The organism is Nocardia sp. NBC_01503, from assembly GCF_036327755.1.
GTDB lineage: Bacteria > Actinomycetota > Actinomycetes > Mycobacteriales > Mycobacteriaceae > Nocardia.
This window is the reverse complement of the sequence record NZ_CP109596.1, coordinates 1,707,171-1,726,866: the sequence shown is the minus strand read 5'-3', so window position 1 is coordinate 1,726,866 and position 19,696 is coordinate 1,707,171. Positions and strand designations below refer to the sequence as shown.

The window sequence follows — 19,696 nt, the reverse complement described above, 5'->3', positions numbered from 1 at the left end:
CATTCCGCCGCTCTCGACTTCGGGAGGGACAGTGCCAGCCCAGTCTCCGGATGTATGCGACGCCGTACCGTTCGAATTGTCCAGCGCCCAAATGGAATTGTGGCTCGCGGACGATATCGGGGCCGGGCTCGGCGCTCATTCGCGCGCGCTCCCCGGTCAAGCCCACTACCTGGAATTGCGTGGTCCGCTCGACGCCGAACTCTTCGACGTCGCCTCGCACCGGGCCTTCGGTGAGTTCGGCGTCGGCAGACTGCGCATCGGTCAGACCGACGGGCGGCCGCACCAGTGGATGGCCCCCGATATCGGCGGCGGACTCGAACGCGTGGACTGCACCGGCGAGCCGGAACCGCGTGCGGCGGCGCTGGAGTGGATGAATCGGCGGCACCGCGAACCCATCGACCTGGTCGACGCGCCGCTGTGGGCGGCCGCGCTGCTGCGGGTCGGACCGGACCATCACATCTGGTACGCCCAGATGCATCACGTCGCCATCGACGGGTACGGCGGATTGAGCCTGATCGCCCGGATCGGGCAGTGGTACGAGGCGCTGCTGAACGGGGACGAGCCCCCGGCGTTCGGTGGGCTCTCGCCCGCGGAGATACAGGCCGCAGATGCCGAGTACCGGGAGTCGCCGCGCTTCGCCGCGGATCGGGAGTATTGGCGGGAACGCTTCGCGGACTGGACCGTTCCGGCTCCGGCGGGTGCGGTGACCCGGGTCCGGCGCGGCGCGCCCGCGCCCATCGCGCTGCGGTCGGCGGGTGCGCTGTCATCCTTCGAATGGGTGGCGCTCGAGCAGTTGGCGCAGGATTGCGCGGTCAGTCCGGCGCAGGTGCTGGTGGCGGCGATCTGCGCCTTCCGTGCCGGTACCGCCGGAACCACCGAGCCGATGGTGCAGCTCGCGGCCTCGGCGCGGACCACCGCGGCCCTGAAGCGCTCCGGCGGCATGCTGGCCAATGTGCTGCCGATCCGGCTGCACTGTGCGGGCGCGGTCACCCTGCGCGAGCTCATCGCGGCGGCGGCGCGCGAGATCACCGGTGGGCTGCGGCATCAGCGGTATCGCTTCGAGGAGCTGCGCCGCGATCTCGGGGTGAGCGCGGATCAGCTGCTCGGGCCGAGTGTGAATCTGATGTTCTTCGATCGCACCAGCCGCTTCGGGCGCGCGGTGGGCGAATACCGCATTCTCTCTTCGGGTTCCGTGGCGGATCTACATTTCAATCTGTATCGCGCAGGGAATGAGGAGGGGCTCTCGGTCGATATTCTCGCCAACCCGGAGCGGTATGACCGGGGAGAGCTGGATGATCAACTGAATCGATTCCTGCTATTTCTCGGCAACCTAATTGCCGCCGATCCGGACCAGCCGGTCGGCGGTATCGGGCTGCTCACCGATGCCGAGCGGGACCGAATTCTGCACGCGCCGAACAGGATCGATGAACCCGATCCGGTGCTGCTACCGGCATTGCTCGCCACCGGGGCCCGGCAGGCCACCGCGACCGCCGTGATCGACGGTGCGACCGCGCTCACCTACGGGCAGCTGGACGCGCTGTCCAATCGATTGGCACGCACGCTGATTCGGCACGGCATCGGTCCCGAGGATGTCGTCGCCGTCCCCGCCCGCCGGAATCCGGAATGGGTGGTTGCCATCTGGGCGGTGGCCAAAGCCGGCGCCGCCTATCTGCCGATCGATCCGGCCCACCCCGCCGATCGCGTGGCCGCGATACTCGACGAATCTCGGGTGCGGATCATGATCGCCACGGACGCGGAACCATGGGCGGACAGGGTCCGCCAGGGACGCGAATGCCTGGCGCTCGATGAGCTGATGGGTGCCGCGGATACGGCCTCGGCGCCGGTCACCGATGCGGAGCGGGTGCGCCCACTGCGGCCGGCGCATCCGGCCTATGTCATCTACACCTCGGGCTCGACCGGTACACCCAAGGGTGTGGTGGTGACCCACGCCGGTCTGGCCGGTTTGCTTGCGGCGCAGGGCAATTACCTGCCCGCCGTACCCGGTGATCGCATGCTGTGTGTGACCACGCCGACCTTCGACGCCTCGATCTGGGAGCTGTTGCTCGCGTTCGTCTCCGGTGCGACGCTGGTCATCGCCCCGAGCGAGGTGTACGCGGGGCGGCCGCTGACCGAGTTCATCCGCCGCGAGCGGGTGACCCATGCCTTCATCACCCCCGCCGTGCTGGCGAGCACCGATCCCAGGGGACTCCCTGCCCTGCAGTATCTTTCGATCGGTGGCGAAGCCTGCCCGCAGGCGGTCGTCGCGGCCTGGTCACCGGGCCGCGCCCTGGTCAATGTCTACGGCCCCACCGAGGCGACCATTGTCACCAACCTCGGCCCGCTCGCCTCGGACCGCCCGATCACCCTGGGCGATACGGTCCCCGGAATGCGCTGCTATGTCCTGGATCCGTGGCTGCGCCCGGCTCCTCCCGGCGTGGTGGGCGAGCTCTACCTCGGTGGCCCGGGTCTGGCCCGCGGCTATCTCGCCAGTCCGGTCCCCACCGCCACCACCTTCCTCGCCGACCCGTTCGGCGCTCCCGGCGAACGCCTCTACCGTACGGGCGATCTCGCCACTTGGAACGACTCCGGCGAACTCGACTTCCGCGGCCGGGTGGACACCCAGATCAAGATCCGCGGCCTCCGAATAGAACTCGGCGAAATCGAATCGGTGCTGGCGGCCTGCCCCGGCGTCGCCCAAGCCGTGGTGATCGTGCATACCGCCGCGGCGGCGGGCATTGTCGCGTACGCGGTGCCGGAGCCCGGTGTCCTGCTCACCACGCGGGAGCTGGAAGTGGCTGCCGCACAGCGGTTGCCGAGCTACATGGTGCCGACGATCGTGCTGTTGGACCGGCTGCCGACTTCGGCCAACGGGAAGGTGGATCGGGCGGCGTTGCCCGCGCCCCTGTCCACGGCAGGCCGCTATCGCGCGCCCGTGACCGCGGCGGAGAAGGTGGTGGCCGCGGCGTTCGCGCAGGTGCTGGGTGGAGCCCGGATGGCCGCCGATGGCACCGCGGTGCGGGGCTCGTCCGGTGTGAACCGCCTCGGTGGTCGGCGCATCGGGCTCGATGACGACTTCTTCGCGCTCGGCGGGGATTCGCTCAGCGCTGCCCTGGTGGCCGGGCGGGTGGCGGCGACGCTGGGGGTGGCAGCCGGGGTTCGGGATCTCTTCGAGGCCGGGACGGTGGCGGGCTTCGCCGAACGGGTGGGTGCGCGGGGTCTGCTGGCGGAGCGGGTGCGGCCGGGAGTGCGCGCGCCGGGCGCGGTGGCGCCCATGTCGTATGCGCAGCAGCGGCTTTGGCTCTCGCATCGAATGGATCCGGATTCGGCGGCGTACAACATGCTGCTCGGATTGCGCTTGTCCGGGGCGCTGGATGTCAGTGCGCTGACCGCCGCGCTCACCGATGTGGTGGAGCGGCATGAGGCGCTGCGGACCTGGTTCCCGGAGGTCGACGGGGCGGTATGTCAGCGGATTTCCCCGGTCGACACGGTGGTGGCGGGGCTGGTGGCGGAAACCGTTGCGGCCCAGGAGGTCGAGCGGACACTGTACGAATTCGGCGGCAGTGGTTTCGATCTCGCCGCCGCCCCGCCGATTCTGCTGCGGCTGCTGCGGATTCATGACCCGAACGGCGTGGCGGAGCAGCATATTCTCGCGGTTCTGGTGCATCATGTGATCGCCGACGGACTCTCGCTCGCTCCATTCGCCCGAGATCTGGCGGCCGCGTACCGGTCTCGGGCGCGCAGTGCCGCCCCGGAATGGGCGCCACTGCCCGTGCAGTACGCGGATTACACCCTCTGGCAGCGCGAGGTGCTCGGCGCGGCAACCGATCCGGAGTCCGAACTGTCTCGACAGCTCGGCTACTGGTCGGAGGTCCTGGCCGGGCTGCCGGTGGAATCCGGTCTGCCACCGCATAAGCCGCGTCCGGCGCAGCCGACGCGGCGGGCCGGGCGAGTGGGTGTGGATATCTCCGGTGCTACCACCGGGGGATTGCGCGAGGTGGCGCGCCGGCACGGCGCGACCATGTTCATGGTCGTGCACGCCGGCCTGTCGGCGGTGCTGGCCGCGGTATCGGGTGGAAGCGATATCGCGGTCGGCACCCCGGTGGCCGGGCGTGGTGACGCCCGCCTCGACGATCTCATCGGCATGTTCGTCAATACGCTGGTGTTGCGGGTTCCGGTGCACGCGGACGAATCATTCGACGGTCTGCTCTCCCGGGTCCGCGATATCGATCTGAGCGCTTTCGCGCATGACGAGGCCCCCTTCGAGCGGGTGGTGGACGCGCTGGGCGTGCCGTGGTCCCGGACCAGGCATCCGCTCTTCCAGGTGATGCTGTCGTTCCGCCCGCGTGCGTACGCCGAATTCGAGCTCCCCGGATTGCGGGTGGAGCCGATCGAAATGCCGTTGCCGCTGGCCAAATTCGATCTCGAGTTCACCGTCGCGGAGTCGGCCGACGGGTTGGCCGTGAGTGTGCAGTACGCCACCGACCTGTTCCAGGAGGGCGCCGTACAGGCCCTGGCTCACCGACTGGCCCGGGTGCTGGACCATATCGCGGGCGATTCGGCTGTCCCGGTCGGGGATATCGATCTGCTCTCCGCCCATGAGCGCCGGCTGCTGCGCGAATGGAATGACACCAGTCAGGCGATCGCGGTCACGCTGCCGCACCTGCTGACCCGTGCGGCGGCCTACAACCCCGATGCGCGGGCGGTGACGGGTGAGGGTGGTTCGCTCACCTACCGCGAGCTGACCGATCGCGCGAACCAGTTGGCGCGCAGGCTGATCGCCCTCGGCGCCGGGCCGGAGGACATCGTCGCGGTGGCGCTGCCCCGCTCCCCGGAGTGGGTGGTCGCCGTCTGCGCGGTCGCGTACACCGGTGCGGCCTATCTGCCCATCGACCCGAACACCCCTGCCGAGCGCATCGGACTGATGCTGGCGGATTCCGCCGCGGCCATGGGGATCACCACCGATCGCCGCCGCGCTGACCTGCCCGCACTGGCGAGCGGCGGCTGGCTGCTCATCGATCCGGACGAGCCGGTGGAGTCGGAGTTGCCCCCGATCACCGATGCCGATCGGGTACGACCGCTGCGCCTATCCCATCCCGCGTATGTCATGTACACCTCCGGATCGACCGGAATCCCCAAGGCCGCCACCATTACTCACGGCGGCCTCGCCGATGTGCTGGTGACCCAGGCGCAGCGCTGTGACTCCGATCCGCAGGCCCGAGTGCTCGCGGTGGCCTCGCCCGGCTTCGACGCCTCGATATGGGAACTGCTGCTGGCCTTGGGATCCGGGGCGACCCTGGTGATCGCCCCGGCCTGGGCGTACGCCGGTGACGCGCTCCTTGATCTGCTGGAGCGCGAGCGCGTTACCCACGCCATGCTCACCCCGCGTGTGCTGGCCACCCTCACCGATCCCGAGCGGCTGCCCGAGCTGTGTCTACTCGCCACCGCCGGTGAGACCTGCCCGCCGGAGCTGGTCGAACTATGGTCCGCCGGAAGGTGTTTCGTCAATGTCTACGGTCCGACCGAGGCCACCATCTGGGCGAGCGTCACCCTGCCGCTGCGGGCCGACACCACCGTATCCATCGGCGGGCCCGTCGTGGGTGCGCGCTGCTATGTCCTGGACGGGCGGCTGCGCCCCGTCCCGCCGGGCGTGATCGGTGAAATTTACGTCGCCGGAACGGGTTTGGCGCGCGGTTACCACCGGCGTCCCGGCTTCACCGCCACCCGCTTCCTGTCCAACCCCTTCGCCGACACCGGTGATCGCATGTATCGCACCGGCGATCTCGGCTGCTGGCGGGGCGATGGCGAACTGGATTTCCACGGCCGCGATGACTTCCAGGTCAAGATTCGCGGCGTCCGCCTCGAACTCGGCGAGATCGAGGCGGCACTCACGGCGCTGCCGGAGGTGAGTGATGCCGTGGTCACCGTGCATACCCCGGCTCCCGCGGCCGGGCAGACCGGGCCGGGTGAGCCGGAACTGGTCGCATACGTGGTGCCGAAGGCGGCGGTCGCGGTGGACCCCGCCGAGGTGCCTGCGGAGTTGGCGCGCGCACTGCCCGATCAGTATCTGCCCGCGACCGTGACCGTGCTGGAACGGCTTCCGCTCACGATCACCGGAAAGGTGGATCGGGCGGCACTGCCCGTCCCGGTACGAACGCCCGAGGAGTTCCGGCCGCCGCGGACCTCGCTCGAACAAGCCGTGGCGCGGGTGTTCGCCGACGTGCTCGGTGTGGATCGGATCGGCGGCGGCGGCGATTTCTTCGCCCTCGGCGGTAATTCGCTCAGCGCCACCCGGGTAGTGGCCGCACTGGGCGCGGTCGGCATCGATCTGGAGCTGCGGTCGCTGTTCGAGGAGCCGACCGTGGCGGGGCTGGCCGGATTGCTGGCGGCGCGGGGGGTGAACGCGCCGTTCGATCCGATGTCCGGTGCCGTGCGCACCAGGCCGGAGCGGGTGCCACTCTCCTTCGCGCAGCAGGGAATATGGCTGCTGGATCGCTTCGGCGCGGGCGCGGCCTATCACATTCTGCTGGCCGTCCGACTGACCGGCGCCCTCGATGTGAGTGCGCTGTCGGCCGCCGTCACCGATGTGCTGCGACGGCACGAAGCGCTGCGCACCTGGTTCCCCGAGCAGGACGGGGAACCGTATCAGGCGGTGGCGCAGGAGGATACGGTCACACTCGAACTGTGCCGGGTGGCGCCGGAACGACTGGATCGGGCACTGGCCGAATTCGAGAGCGAGCCATTCGATCTCGCGACGGCACCCCCGATTCGGGCCCGGCTGTTCGCGATCGAGGAGACCGGAGGCTGCTCCGGTTGGGTGCTGGCCCTGGTCGTGCACCACGTGAACGCCGATGGCTTCTCGCTCGGTCCGCTCGCCCGCGATCTCGCCATCGCGTACACCGCCAGGGCGATCGGCGGTGCGCCCGAATGGTCCGCGCTACCCATGCAGTACGCGGATTACGCTGTAGGCCGGCATGCCGCGCTGGGTGCGGCCGATGATCCGGACTCCGAGCTGAACAGGCTACTGGCGTACTGGGTTCGAGTGCTCGACGATGCGCCGATCGAACTTCCGATCCCGCTGGATCGTCCGCGCCCCGAGCTCGCCCGGCATACCGGTGGCAGCGTAGATGCCGTTGTACCGCAGGATATTACGGACGCGCTCCGGGCGATCGGACGGCGGCACCGCGCCTCACTCTTCATGGTGACGCACTCCGCGCTGGCCGTGTTGCTGGCCCGGCTCTCCGGAACCGCGGATATCGTCATCGGCACCCCGACTGCCGGACGCGAGCATCCGGGCCTCGATGATCTCGTCGGCATGTTCGTCAACCCGGTGGCGCTGCGGGTCCCGGTCGAGGCCGCCGCATCCTTCGACCAGTTGGTGTCCCGAGTCCGCGATATCGATGTGGACGCCTTCGCGCACGCGCGCGCTCCCTTCGAGCGCATAGTCGAGGCGCTCGAACTGCCCCGCTCCGCCGCCCGGCATCCGCTCTTCCAGATCGTGCTGGCCTATCAGAACTTCGGTACGACCGAACTGCGCCTGCCCGGTGTCCGGGTGGAGCCGGTCCCGCCGCGCACCACGAATGTCCGTTTCGATCTGGAATTCGAAGTGGCGGAGCGTGATTCGACTCTCGCCCTGACCCTGCGCTATGACACCGCGCTCTTCGACGCCGAGACGGCGGCGGCGCTACTGGACCGATTCGGCCGGGTGCTGGCCCAGGCCGCCGCCGCGCCGGATCGCCCGGTGCACGCGATCGAGGTGCTCGCGCCGGTGGAGCGCCGACGCATCCTGCACTCCTGGAACAAGACCGGTTGTGCGACATACATCAATCTCCCCGGCCTGATGTGCCGTGCCGTGGCCCTGGCTCCGGAGGCCGTCGCGGTGGCCTGTGGTGATCGCACCCTCACCTATCGGGAGCTCGATCAACAGTCGAATCGCTTGACTCGCAGTCTGATTCGCCGCGGTATCGGCCCGGGCGATGTGGTCGCGGTCGCCATGCGCCGCTCGGTGGAGTGGGTGGTCGCCCTCTGGGCGGTGGCCAAATCCGGTGCGACCTATCTCCCCGTCGAACCCCGCCATCCGCGCGAACGCATTGCCCATATGCTCGCGGATACCGGTGTGGCACTGGGCCTTACCACCGTCGAGGTCGGTGGCGCGCTGCCCGAGTCGCCCTCGGCGTGGCTGACGGTCGATGATCCGGCGACAGCCGCCGAGCTGGCCGCGACCTCTCCGGGCGTCGTCACGGGTAATGAGCGACTCCGGAATCTGCGGTTGCACGACGCGGCCTATGTGATCTTCACATCGGGGTCGACGGGTGTGCCAAAGGGCGTGGTGATCACCCATGCGGGCCTTGCCAATACGGTCGCCGCCCAGGCCGCGAACTGTGCGCCGAGGCGGGATTCACGCGTGCTGGCGGTGGCCTCGCAGAGCTTCGACGCCTCGGTGTGGGAGGTGCTGCTGGCCCTGGGTGCCGCCGCGACCCTGGTGGTCGCGGACCCCGACGTGTATGGCGGGTCCGAACTCACCGATCTGCTGTGCCGGGAACGGATTACGCACGCCTTCCTCACCCCGGCCGTGCTCGCGGGTATGGATCCGGATGAGCTGGCGGCCGCGCGGCTGCGCGTACTGGTGACCGGCGGTGAGGTGGTCACCCCCGCGCTCGCCGCCCGCTGGTGCGCCGGTCGCACGCTGTTGATCGCGTACGGGCCCACCGAGACCACCATCATCTCGAATCTGAGCGCACCGTATGTTCCGGGCCACCGAGTGACGCTGGGTGGCCCGGCGACGGGTATGCGCTGCTATGTCCTGGACGCCTGCCTGAATCCCGTCCCCACCGGGGTGACCGGTGAGCTGTATATCGCGGGCCCGGGTGTGGCGCGCGGCTACCACGCCCGCCCGGACCTGACCGCCCTGCGCTTCCTGCCCGATCCCTTCGCGCCCGGCCGCATGTACCGCACCGGTGATTCGGTCCGCTGGAATGCCGCGGGCGCACTGGAATTCGTGGGCCGCACCGATGATCAGGTGAAGCTGCGCGGTATGCGCATCGAACTCGGTGAGATCGAGGCCGCCGTCGCGAGCGCACCCGGTGTCGCCCGGGCCGCGGTCATGATTCGCGAGGACGTCCCGGGCGACCCGCGCATCGTGGCCTACCTGACGACCGCCGACGCGCCCGATTCGAGTGTCGCGGCGGTGCGCGCGGCGGTTGCGGACCGGCTGCCGGACCATTTGGTGCCGTCCGCCTTCATACGCTGCGAACAGCTGCCGCTGACCGTGAGCGGCAAGGTGGATCGGGCGGCGCTGCCCGCGCCCGCGCTCGAGACCGAACCGTTCCGGGCACCGGGCAGCGGTACCGAACGGGTGGTGGCGCGGGTCTTCGGTGAGGTCCTGCGGGTCGATCGGATCGGCCTCGACGACGACTTCTTCCGGCTCGGCGGCAACTCGCTCAGCGCCACCCGGGTGGCGGCGCGACTCGGTGCGGAACTGGGTGACCGGGTTCCGGTACGCACCATCTTCGACGCGCCGACCGTGACGGCATTGGCCGCGCGCCTGGCGGACGCATCGCCTTCGGCGCGCATCCCGTTGACCGCCATGGCCCGCCCCGAGCGTATTCCGCTCTCCTTCGCCCAGCAGCGGCTGTGGCTGTTGAACCGCCTCGATCCGGAGTCCGAGGCGTACCACATTCCACTCGTACTGCGCCTGACCGGCAGTTTGGATACCGCGGCCATGGTGACCGCGGTGCGCGCGGTCATCGCCCGGCATGAAACCCTGCGGACCTGCTATCCGGAGTCCGACGGTGTGGGATGGCAGCGAGTATTGGCCGTCGACACCGAATCCCGTGCCGGAGCGGTCGAGGACGAGTTCGATGCGGGCGCGGTGCAGGTGCGGACCAACGATCGCGCGAGCGTGGGCGAAGAGCTGTGGGAGTTCTGTTCGCGGCCTTTCGATCTGACCGCCGAGGTACCGGTGCGCACCGCACTGTTCACCATCGACGAGCCCGGCGTGCCCGCGCGGGAGTGGCTGCTGGCCTTCGTGATTCACCATGCCAATGCGGACGGGTATTCGCTCGCGCCGTTGGCCCGTGATCTCGTGACCGCGTACTCGGCCGCATGCCGGGGCATGCGGCCGGAGTGGCCCGAGTTGACGGTGCAGTACGCCGACCACACGCTGTGGCAACGGGCGGTGCTCGGCTCGCCCGACGATGCCGAATCGGAGATGTCACGCCAGATCGCCTACTGGACAGGCACCCTCGCGGGGCTGCCCACCGAGCTCAGGCTGCCGACTGATCGCCCACGGCCGCTGACCGCATCGCACGCCGGTGCGACGGTGACGTGCGAGATTCCGGAGCAGACGATGCGACGGCTGCGCGCTGTCGCGCTCGAACATGACGCCTCGCTGTTCATGGTCCTGCACGCCGGTCTGGCAATGCTGTTGGCGGCGTGGACCGGTGACGGTGACATCGCCATCGGCACGCCGGTTGCGGGGCGCGGTGAGGCGGCGCTGGACGATCTGGTGGGTATGTTCGTCAATACCCTCGTCCTGCGTACGGATGTGCCGGTGGCGCAATCGTTCTCGGCGTTCCTCGAGCAGGTGCGCGGTATCGACCTGGCCGCTTTCGCGCACGCCGAACTGCCCTTCGAACAGGTGGTGGAGGCACTCGATCCACCGCGGTCGCGCGCTCGGCATCCGCTGTTCCAGGTATTGCTGACGCTTCAGAATCTCGGCCCGGTGCGGCTGGAGTTGCCCGGCCTGCGCGCCGAACCGGTCGAGCTGGCGTCGCCGACGGCGCGCTTCGATCTGGAATTCGTTGTCACCCAGTCCGATTCCGGTCTGTCGGTGCGCGTCCAGTACGCGACGGATCTCTTCGATCAGGTCACCATCGCGGCCCTGGCCCGGCGTTACGCGCTCCTGCTCGACCGGGTATGCGCCGATCCGCTGACCTCGATGGCGCGACTGTCGATGCTCGACGCGTCCGAGCATCGCCGAATCATCCAGGACTGGAATCACACCCGCTCGGCCGGCGCCGAACTGCTGCTGCCGGATCTGCTGGTGGCGGCCGTGCGCCGGGCCCCCGAGATCGAGGCCGTCCGCAGCGGCGACCTGGCCCTCACCTATCGTGAACTCGACAACCGCGCCGATGAATTGGCACGCGGCCTCATCGCCGCCGGTATCGGACCGGAAGATGTAGTGGCCCTGGGTATGTCGCGCTCACTGGCCTGGGTGGTCGCGTGCTGGGCGGTCGCCAAATCAGGTGCCGCCTTCATGCCGGTGGATCCGGGCTTCCCGTCCGCTCGAATCGCCGATGTGATTCGGGACGCGGGCGCCCGGGTGGTTATCGCCACCGCACCCGATCGCGCCGCCTTCGCCACGCACTCCGTCGACCTGATTGTCCTGTCCGCCGAGGGAACCCCCGCCGAATCCCGGCCCGACCAGGCGGTCGCGGGCCAGGCCGTCGCCCGGCGGGCGCGAATCGGCAATGCGGCCTACGTCATTCACACCTCCGGGTCGACCGGACTGCCCAAGGGTGTCGTTGTCAGTCATGCCGGTCTCGCGAATATGGCGGCGGCGCAGGCCCACTCGATCGATGTGGGCCGAGGCGACCGCGTGCTGTGCCTGGCCGCACCGACCTTCGACGTATCGATCTGGGAGCTGATGCTCGCGGCCGGTGCGGCGGCCACCCTGGTCGTCGCGCCACCGGACGCCTACGCGGGCGCGGCGCTGGCCGAGTTCATGCGCAATGAGCGGGTGACCCATGCGTTCGTGACACCCGCGGTGCTGGCCTGCACCGATCCGAGTGATCTGCCCGAGTTGTCGGCCATTGTCACCGGTGGCGAGTCCTGCCCACCCGCGGTGGCCGCCGGCTGGGGCCGATCTCATCTGCTGATGAATGGCTACGGACCCACCGAGACCACGGTGCTCGCGGCCATGAGCGCTCCACTGCACGGCGATGGGCCGATCACCATCGGCGGACCGGCGGTGGGGGTGCGTTGTTACGCCCTGGATCGGTGTCTGCGACCGGTGCCGGTCGGTGCGACGGGTGAGCTGTACATCGGCGGGGCCGGGGTCGCGCGCGGCTATCTGCGCCGGAGTGCGGCCACCGCGGCCCGTTTCGTCGCCGATCCGTTCGGACCGCCGGGTGAACGCCTGTATCGCACAGGCGATCTCGTCACCTGGACCCTCGACGGTGAGCTGATTCATCAGGGCCGCATGGACTTCCAGATCAAGGTGCGCGGTATGCGCGTGGAGCTGGGCGAGATCGAGGCGGCGGTGGCGGTGGCGCCCGGCGTCGCCCATGTGGTCGCGGCCCGGGTCGATGGCCCCGCGGGGCCATCGCTGGTCGCCTATGTGGTCGCGGAGGGCGATCGCGTCCTCGATCCAGCCGTGCTCACCAAGGTTGCGGCGCAACGCCTTCCGGAGTATCTGCTGCCGACCGTCGTTCTGCTCGATCGGCTGCCGCTGCTGGCGAGCGGCAAGGTGGATCGAGCCGCCCTGCCCCCGCCGCCGCAGTCCGGAATCGAGTATCGTCCGCTCGTCACCCCTGCGGAAAAGCAAGTGGGAGAGGTCTTCTCGGAACTGCTGGGCGTGGAGCGAGTCGGCCTCGACGATGACTTCTTCGCGCTCGGCGGCAACTCCCTCACCGCCGCCCAGGCGATCGCGCGCCTGGACGGGTCCGTCACCCTGCGGGATCTCTTCGAGGCGCCGAAGGTCGCCGCGCTGGCTCGCCGAATGGATGAGCGATTCGGGGACGCGGTGGCGAACGAGTCGTTCGCGGTGGTACTGCCGCTGCGCCGCACGGGTCCCGAGACGCTCTTCTGTATCCACCCGGGCGGCGGTCTGGCCTGGCCGTACGCCGGCCTGCTCGCCCATCTAGATCCGGAGGTCTCGCTCTACGGCCTCCAGGACCCATGGGTGGTCTGCGATGAGGAGCCGCTCGCCACCCTGGGCGACTATGCCGAGCGCTATGTGGAGGAGATCCTCGAGATCCAGCCGAGCGGCCCGTACCGCCTGCTGGGGTGGTCGCTGGGTGGCCGCATCGCGCACGAAATCGCCGTGCGGCTACAGCTTCTCGGTGCGGACGTGGCACTGCTCGCCCTCATGGATACCGCCGTTGTGGACGGCACCGACCGGCAGTCCACGGCCGATACGGAGTCGGCCTGGGCGGAACTGCGCGCCATGGAGTCCCTCGTGCGGGCGGCCGAGAACTTCCCGGCGGACCTGGTGGAGCGCGCGACCACCGCGCTCACCCGGCAGGTGCCCGGGATCCCGAGCGGGCTGTACGAGGGCGATCTGTTGCACTTCACGGCCACCCGGAACCCTGATCGCGAGCGCTGCCCGGCGGCGAGTTGGACCGAGCACATCACCGGAGCCGTCACCGATATCGCGGTCGATGCCACGCATATGGGTATGGCCGCCGCCGTACCGCTCGAGGTCATCGCACAGACCCTGATCCGGCGGTGGCACCGAGCGTGAGTATCGATCACCGGTTTGTCCGGCTCCGGGAAATCCTCGCTCGCCATGAATGTGCTGTACGACGAGGGCTGTCAGCGCCTGCTGGACGGGCTCTCCACCTACACCCGGCGGCGCATCGGCCAGACCGAGCGACCGGATGTGGATCGCATCGACTATCTGCCCGCCACCCCGGCGCTGCGCCAGCGGCCGCCGCTTCCGGGGCGGCGTAGCACCGTCGGCACCATGACCGAGATGTACAACGTGCCGCGGCTCACCGCGAACCGGCACAGCGCGAGAAGGACATCGTGCTGGACGGACCGCCGAGAAGCGGCATGTGGTCGTCACCGCACACCGACCAGGGTGCGGACATCACGGGGCATGCCGCGCGACAGTCTCACCGGCCGCTACCTGCGCCGCCATCAGAGACCCCGCACCTCGGTGAAGACCACCGCCGAACTGTCCTGACGGAAGTAGGTGTCATCGGGATGGCCGCCGCCCGCACCCTGGGTCAGTTTCGAATCGGGGAGGTAGGTGTAGTCGGCGAGGGTGAGCGCGAGCGCGCCCGCCGGGGCGACCAGCTCGACCTCGATGCCCTCGGCCGGTGGCGCCACGAAGCTGAAACTCTTGTGCGGCACGGGAGTTACCTCGCGACCCGCCACCCGGATCGAGGTGGGAGCGTTCGCCCAGTGCAGATCGATTCGGGTCGCACCGCGCGTGGAGCGCAGCCGCAGTTTGATCGTGCGCTGCCCGGAATCGGTGGCGTCGGAGATGATTTCGGCGGTCGGTGCGGTGAGGTTCTCCACCACCGCCTTTCCGCTGGCCCGCACGCTGGGGAACAGGTCGGCGTAGGGCGCGCCGGGTGCGTGGTCGCTCAGGAAGGTGCGCGTCCAGTCATCGGGCGGCAGCACCGACATCCATTGCGCCTGTTGCCGATCCGCGTCCAATGCGTACGCCACCTGTGCCACGCGCGGATGCTCCACATCGAAGCGGTCCACGGCCTGCCCGACGGCGGTCAGCACGATGGCCAGCACCAGCGCCAGCGCCGGAACGGTCCAGCCGCGCCGCTGCGGCCAACTCCGGATGAGCGTCAGCAGCAGTAATCCGCCGAGCAGCGCCACCAGCGGCACCGCTGTGAACGGCGCGGTCATCAGCCCGGCCTGCATACCGAACCACACATTGCAGCCCAGGAATACGGCCGCCGGGAGCAGCAAGACGGTCAATGCGAGGAGCCGCCAGCGATCCGGCAGCAGGAAGGTCAGCGCCACCCCGAGCGCGGCGGCACACCCCGGAAGTACGAACATCTCGGCCGCGGCGGGGGAGTACACCGTCGTCCCGGCCCCCGCCGCCACCACACCCGTGAGCACCCCGACGGCGGCGGCGGTCGCGCCGAACCAGCGGCGCGCCGAGGCATAACAGGCGGTGAGTACGCAGACCGTCAGCACCAGCATGGCGGCCTGGAAGAACTCGGGCCGATACGGATCCACCGGCCAGGCCCGGTACTCGGGCCGGATGCGCTGCACCAGCCACCACAGCCCGTAGGTCGCGCCCACCGCGAGTGGCGCGGCGGCCAATGTCACCGCGGCGGCACCGATCACACCCTTGATCGAAGCCTCGCCATTGCGCCGCACCTGCCGGATCACCCAGCCGACCAGCAGTAGTGACAGCACCGCGAGCGCGATGATCACCCAGGCGGGCAGCACCACCAGCACCCCGAAAGGCAGTGCGAAATATGCCGGATTCGAGCGATCGGACGAATCTGCCAGATCCCTTTCACCGAAATCCCTTGTCAGCGCGAGCGTATTCTCGCCCAGCTGCTGTACGGTCGCCAGATCCACATGCGCGGGATCGTCTTTGGGATTGTGGTAGTAGGCGCTGTCACCGGCGTAGGCCCAATCCAGTACCGGCAGCCCGGCCTTGTCGAAGGCCACGAAATCGGTGGTGCTGGAGACGCCCGCACCCGCCAGCGTGGTGGTCAGCGAATCGGTATTGGGATACGGCGCGTCCCTGGCCGCCCCGATCAGTCCGCCATCCGGGGAGGTGATCCGCCAGAGCAGCGGTGGCCCGCCCGCACCGCGTGCGTCATGATTGATCACCACGCCATGGCGGTCGTAGTCTCCCGCCGCCACGAAGGCTTCCGCGCCGAGCAGCCCGGGCTCCTCGCCATCGGTGAGCAGGGCCACCACATTGTTGCGCAGTCCGTTCTCGCTGTCGCGCAGTGCGCGCACCGTCTCCAGAATGGCCGCGACACCGACCCCGTCATCATTCGCGCCCGGGCCCGGCGGGACCGAATCGTAGTGCGCCACCAGATAAACCGTGCCGGTCGGATTCGAACCCTTCAGCGTGCCGACGATATTGGCGACCCTGCCGAGTCCGGCGTTATCCGGCTTGAAGTCTCCCGGCCAGCGCCCCACACCCTCGCGAATATCGGTCTCCAGGCCCAGCTTTCGCAGCTCACCCGCGAGATAGTCACGCACCCGGTCATGTTCGGCGGTGCCCACCGGATGCGGTGCGCGGGCTATTTCCTGGACCGTCTTGAAGGCCCGCCCCGCGCTGAACACCCCCGGCGCCGCGGACTCGTCGCGATAACCGTGCGGTTGGCCCTGCCAGGCGGCGGCCACCACCACCGCCAGCAGTATCGCGAATGCCAGCAACCCCGAAAGCCCTCGTCCCACCCGCATGAGATCGATAGTAGGCATGCGGGCCGGGCAATCGGCTCAGCCGCACGCCTGCGGGGTCGGCGGCACGCGGCTCAGCCGCACGCCTGCGGGGTCGGCGGCACGCGGCTCAGCCGCACGCCTGCGGGGTCGGCGGCACGCGGCTCAGCCTCAGTCATGCGGGGTCGGCGGAACGCGGCTCGGCCTCACGCCTGCTGGGTCGGAAGCACGATGAGCTGCCGCAGATTTACGTGCGCGGGACGGCTCGTCGTGTACGCGATCAGATCGGCGATATCGTCGGCCGCCAGCGCGTCGATGGCGGAGAACATGCTGTCCAGACCGCTGCTGAGCGTCGGATTGTCGATATGCGAACCGAGTTCGGTATCGGTCAGGCCGGGTTCGATATTGGTCACCCGGACCCGGCGCGAACCCAATTCGGTGCGCAGGCTCGCCGACAGGTGGGTCAGCGCGGCCTTGGTCGCCCCGTACACCGCGTAATCCGGGAAGGTCACGTGCGCGCCGATGGAGGAGATATCCACCAGATCGGCGGTGCGCCCGGCCGCGGCGGCGGCCAGCAGATCCGGTACGAACGCGCGGATGATGCGCAGCGCGCCGGTGATATTGGTGTCGATCATGCGGACCCACTCGTCCTCACGACCCGCCGCGATGGGGTTGGGCAGCATGACACCGGCCGAGTTCACCACCAGATCCACCGGGCCCAAGCCCGCGTGCACCAGCTCCGCCGCCGCGCTCACACTCGCGGCGTCGGTGACATCGACGGGTACCGCCAGCGCCACCCCGCCCTCGGCCTCGATCTTGGCGACCAGGGTCTCCAGTCGATCCGCGCGCCGGGCCAGCAGCGCCACCCGGGCGCCATTGCGGGCCAGCAGCAGCGCGGTCGCCTCGCCCATACCGCTCGCGGCTCCGGTGATGACGGCGGTGCGGCCGGACAGGTTCTCGTAGCTCATTTGTCTCTCCTTCGCTGAGGTCTGAACCCATCCTGAGTCGGCGGTAGCGGGGCAGCGAGGGGTCCGGTTTTCCTGGGTCCGGCAGTACCAGGATCGGATATCCCTAGGGTGGTGGACATGGACAGCGATCTCGGCGAATTTCTGCGATCCCGTCGCGCCCGCATCCAGCCCGCCGAGGCCGGATTGCGCGAGTACGGCCGCCGCCGGGTGCCCGGCCTGCGCCGCGAGGAGGTGGCGCAGCTGGCCGGGGTCAGCGTGGACTACTACATCCGGCTGGAGCAGGGTCGCGGGCGCAATGCCTCCGATGCGGTGTTGGACGCGGTCGCGCGGGCGCTGCGGCTCACCGACTCAGAGCGGCAGCATCTGTACGCGCTGGCCCGGCCCTCCGGCACGCACCCCTCCGGCGGCACCGGGGTGTATCAGGACACGCTGCGACCGGGGGCGCGACTGGTGCTGGACGCCATTGCCGCACCCGCGTTCGTACTGGGCCGGCGTATGGATGTGATCGCCTGGAATGCGTTGGGCGACAAAGTGTCCGGATTCTCCTCGGTACCGGCGGCCGAGCGCAATCAGGCCCGCTACCTGTTCCTGAACCCGCTCGCCCCGGAGTTCTACCCGGACTGGGAGGCCGTGGCCGTCGAGACGGTGGCCTTCCTGCGCCGCGATGCCGGACTGCATCCGGACGATCCGGCCCTGCACGCCCTGGTCGACGAGCTCACCGAGCGCAGCGTGGAGTTCCGGCGCATCTGGACCGCACATCCGGTCAAGGAGAAGACGCACGGCGCCAAGCGGATTCGGCACACCGCCGCCGGACTGCTCGAGATGGGTTACGAATCGCTGCTGCTCCCGGGTGATCCCGATCAACTGCTCGTCGTCTACACCGCCGTCCCGGGCTCGGCCACCGCCGCCGCCCTGGCGGCCCTGGCAGAAAGCGCCACCACCGCACACGTCTGAGAAAGGAGAGGCCCTTGAGCGCCTCCATCGAACACACCCCGGGCCGGTTCACCTCGAATGACACCGTCACCGTTGGAATCGGACCGGTGACCGTGGCGGAGGTGGTGCGGGTCGCCCGCTACGGCGCGCCCGTGCGGCTGTCGGCCGAGTCGCTGGCGGCGATTGCCGAAAGTCGCACTCGTATACAGGAACTCGCCGATGATCCGAAGCCGGTGTACGGGGTCTCCACCGGATTCGGCGCGCTCGCCAGTAGGCATATTCCGCAGGAGCTGCGAACCCAGTTGCAGCGCAGCCTGATTCGCTCGCATGCGGCGGGTTCCGGTCCGGAGGTGGAGCCCGAGGTGGTGCGCGCGCTCATGCTGCTGCGCCTGTCCACCCTGGCCACCGGGCGCACCGGCGTGCGGCCCGAGGTGGCGCTGACCTATGCCGGAATGCTCTCGGCCGGAATCGCTCCGGTGGTCCACGAGTACGGCAGCCTCGGCTGCTCCGGTGATCTCGCCCCGCTGTCCCATATCGCGCTGGCGGCGATGGGGGAGGGGCAGGTCCGCAATGCCGATGGTGAATTGATTTCCGCCGCGACAGCTTTGGAGCATGCTGGGCTGGAGCCGGTGGTGCTCGCGGAGAAGGAGGGGCTCGCGCTCATCAATGGCACCGACGGCATGCTCGGCATGCTGGTGCTCGCGCTGCACGATCTCGACGGGCTGCTGCGGCTGGCCGATATCGCCGCCGCCATGAGCGTGGAGGGCCAACTCGGCACCGATCGGGTCTTCGCCGCCGATCTGCAGGCCCTGCGCCCGCATCCGGGACAGGCCGTCGCCGCGGCGAATATGACCCGGCTGCTCGCCGACTCCGAGATCGTGGCCAGCCATCGCGGACCCGAGTGCGCGCGCGTCCAGGACGCGTATTCGCTGCGCTGTGCGCCGCAGGTCGCGGGCGCGGCCCGGGACACCGTCGACCACGCGCGCACCGTGGCGCTGCGGGAACTGGCCAGCGCCGTGGACAATCCGGTTGTCACCCTGGACGGCCGGGTCGAATCCAACGGCAACTTCCACGGTGCGCCCGTCGCCTATGTGCTGGACTTCCTCGCCATCGTGGTGGCCGACGTGGCGAGCATCAGTGAGCGGCGCACCGACCGGTTCCTGGATGTGGCTCGCAATCACGGACTGAACGCCTTCCTGGCCGATGATCCCGGTGTGGACAGCGGACATATGATCGCCCAATACACCCAGGCCGCAATTGTTTCCGAGCTCAAGCGGCTCGCCAATCCGGCCAGTGCCGACTCCATTCCCTCCTCGGCCATGCAGGAGGATCACGTCTCCATGGGCTGGTCCGCCGCCCGTAAACTGCGCCGTGCCGTCGACGGTCTGACCCGGGTGCTCGCTATCGAAATACTCACCGCGGCAAGGGGAATTGATATGCGGGCACCGCTGGCTCCGGCACCCGCCACGGCAGCGGTCATCGCGGCCCTGCGCGATCGGGTGCCCGGTCCGGGCCCGGACCGCTACCTCGCGCCCGATATCGAGGCCGCCGTCCGGCTCGCCGCCGCGGGCACATTGGTCGCGGCCGCGGAGGTGGTTACCGGGCCGCTGGGCTGATTCCCCGAGCCCGGGCGGCGGATGCCGGGCAATCGGTATCGGCCCCGTACCGGGCCGGTATCGACTGCACAGCATCCCGCCCGC

Annotated in this window: 6 protein-coding genes; 4 read left to right on the top strand and 2 right to left on the bottom strand. The window is 69.3% G+C overall.

Going from position 1 to position 19,696, the window contains the following annotated elements; genetic code table 11:
• Positions 1-31: 31 nt before the first annotated feature.
• Positions 32-13,462, top strand: a complete 13,431-nt coding sequence (locus tag OHB26_RS07635; protein WP_330183508.1) for a non-ribosomal peptide synthetase — start codon at positions 32-34, stop codon at positions 13,460-13,462.
• Positions 13,463-13,477: 15 nt separating this feature from the next.
• Complete coding sequence (locus OHB26_RS07630; RefSeq protein ID WP_330183507.1) at positions 13,478-13,906, top strand: hypothetical protein; 429 nt, start codon at positions 13,478-13,480, stop codon at positions 13,904-13,906.
• On the opposite strand, the gene OHB26_RS07625 is transcribed toward OHB26_RS07630, so the two are convergent.
• Positions 13,861-16,119 (bottom strand): M28 family peptidase, encoded by a 2,259-nt coding sequence (locus tag OHB26_RS07625; RefSeq protein WP_330183506.1) that lies wholly within the window; start codon positions 16,117-16,119, stop codon positions 13,861-13,863. The two genes, OHB26_RS07630 and OHB26_RS07625, sit on opposite strands and share 46 nt — an antisense overlap.
• Before the next feature lie 182 nt (positions 16,120-16,301).
• Positions 16,302-17,063, bottom strand: coding sequence for an SDR family oxidoreductase (locus OHB26_RS07620; RefSeq protein WP_330183505.1), 762 nt, complete (start codon positions 17,061-17,063; stop codon positions 16,302-16,304).
• Positions 17,064-17,180: 117 nt separating this feature from the next.
• Between OHB26_RS07620 and OHB26_RS07615 the strand changes: the two genes are divergently transcribed.
• Together OHB26_RS07615 and hutH are read left to right on the top strand one after the other, a co-directional pair.
• Entirely contained in the window at positions 17,181-18,017 is an 837-nt protein-coding gene (locus OHB26_RS07615) for a helix-turn-helix transcriptional regulator (protein ID WP_330183504.1), read from the top strand.
• 14 nt (positions 18,018-18,031) lie between these two features.
• Positions 18,032-19,612 (top strand): histidine ammonia-lyase, encoded by a 1,581-nt coding sequence (gene hutH, locus OHB26_RS07610; RefSeq protein WP_330183503.1) that lies wholly within the window; start codon positions 18,032-18,034, stop codon positions 19,610-19,612.
• Positions 19,613-19,696: the final 84 nt, after the last annotated feature.

What these genes read in the sequence shown, in the direction of transcription:
- OHB26_RS07615 (WP_330183504.1), top strand. Translation starts at nt 17,181, where the DNA reads ATGGACAGCGATCTCGGCGAATTTCTGCGATCCCGTCGCGCCCGCATC.
- OHB26_RS07625 (WP_330183506.1), bottom strand. Translation starts at nt 16,119, where the DNA reads ATGCGGGTGGGACGAGGGCTTTCGGGGTTGCTGGCATTCGCGATACTG.
- OHB26_RS07620 (WP_330183505.1), bottom strand. Translation starts at nt 17,063, where the DNA reads ATGAGCTACGAGAACCTGTCCGGCCGCACCGCCGTCATCACCGGAGCC.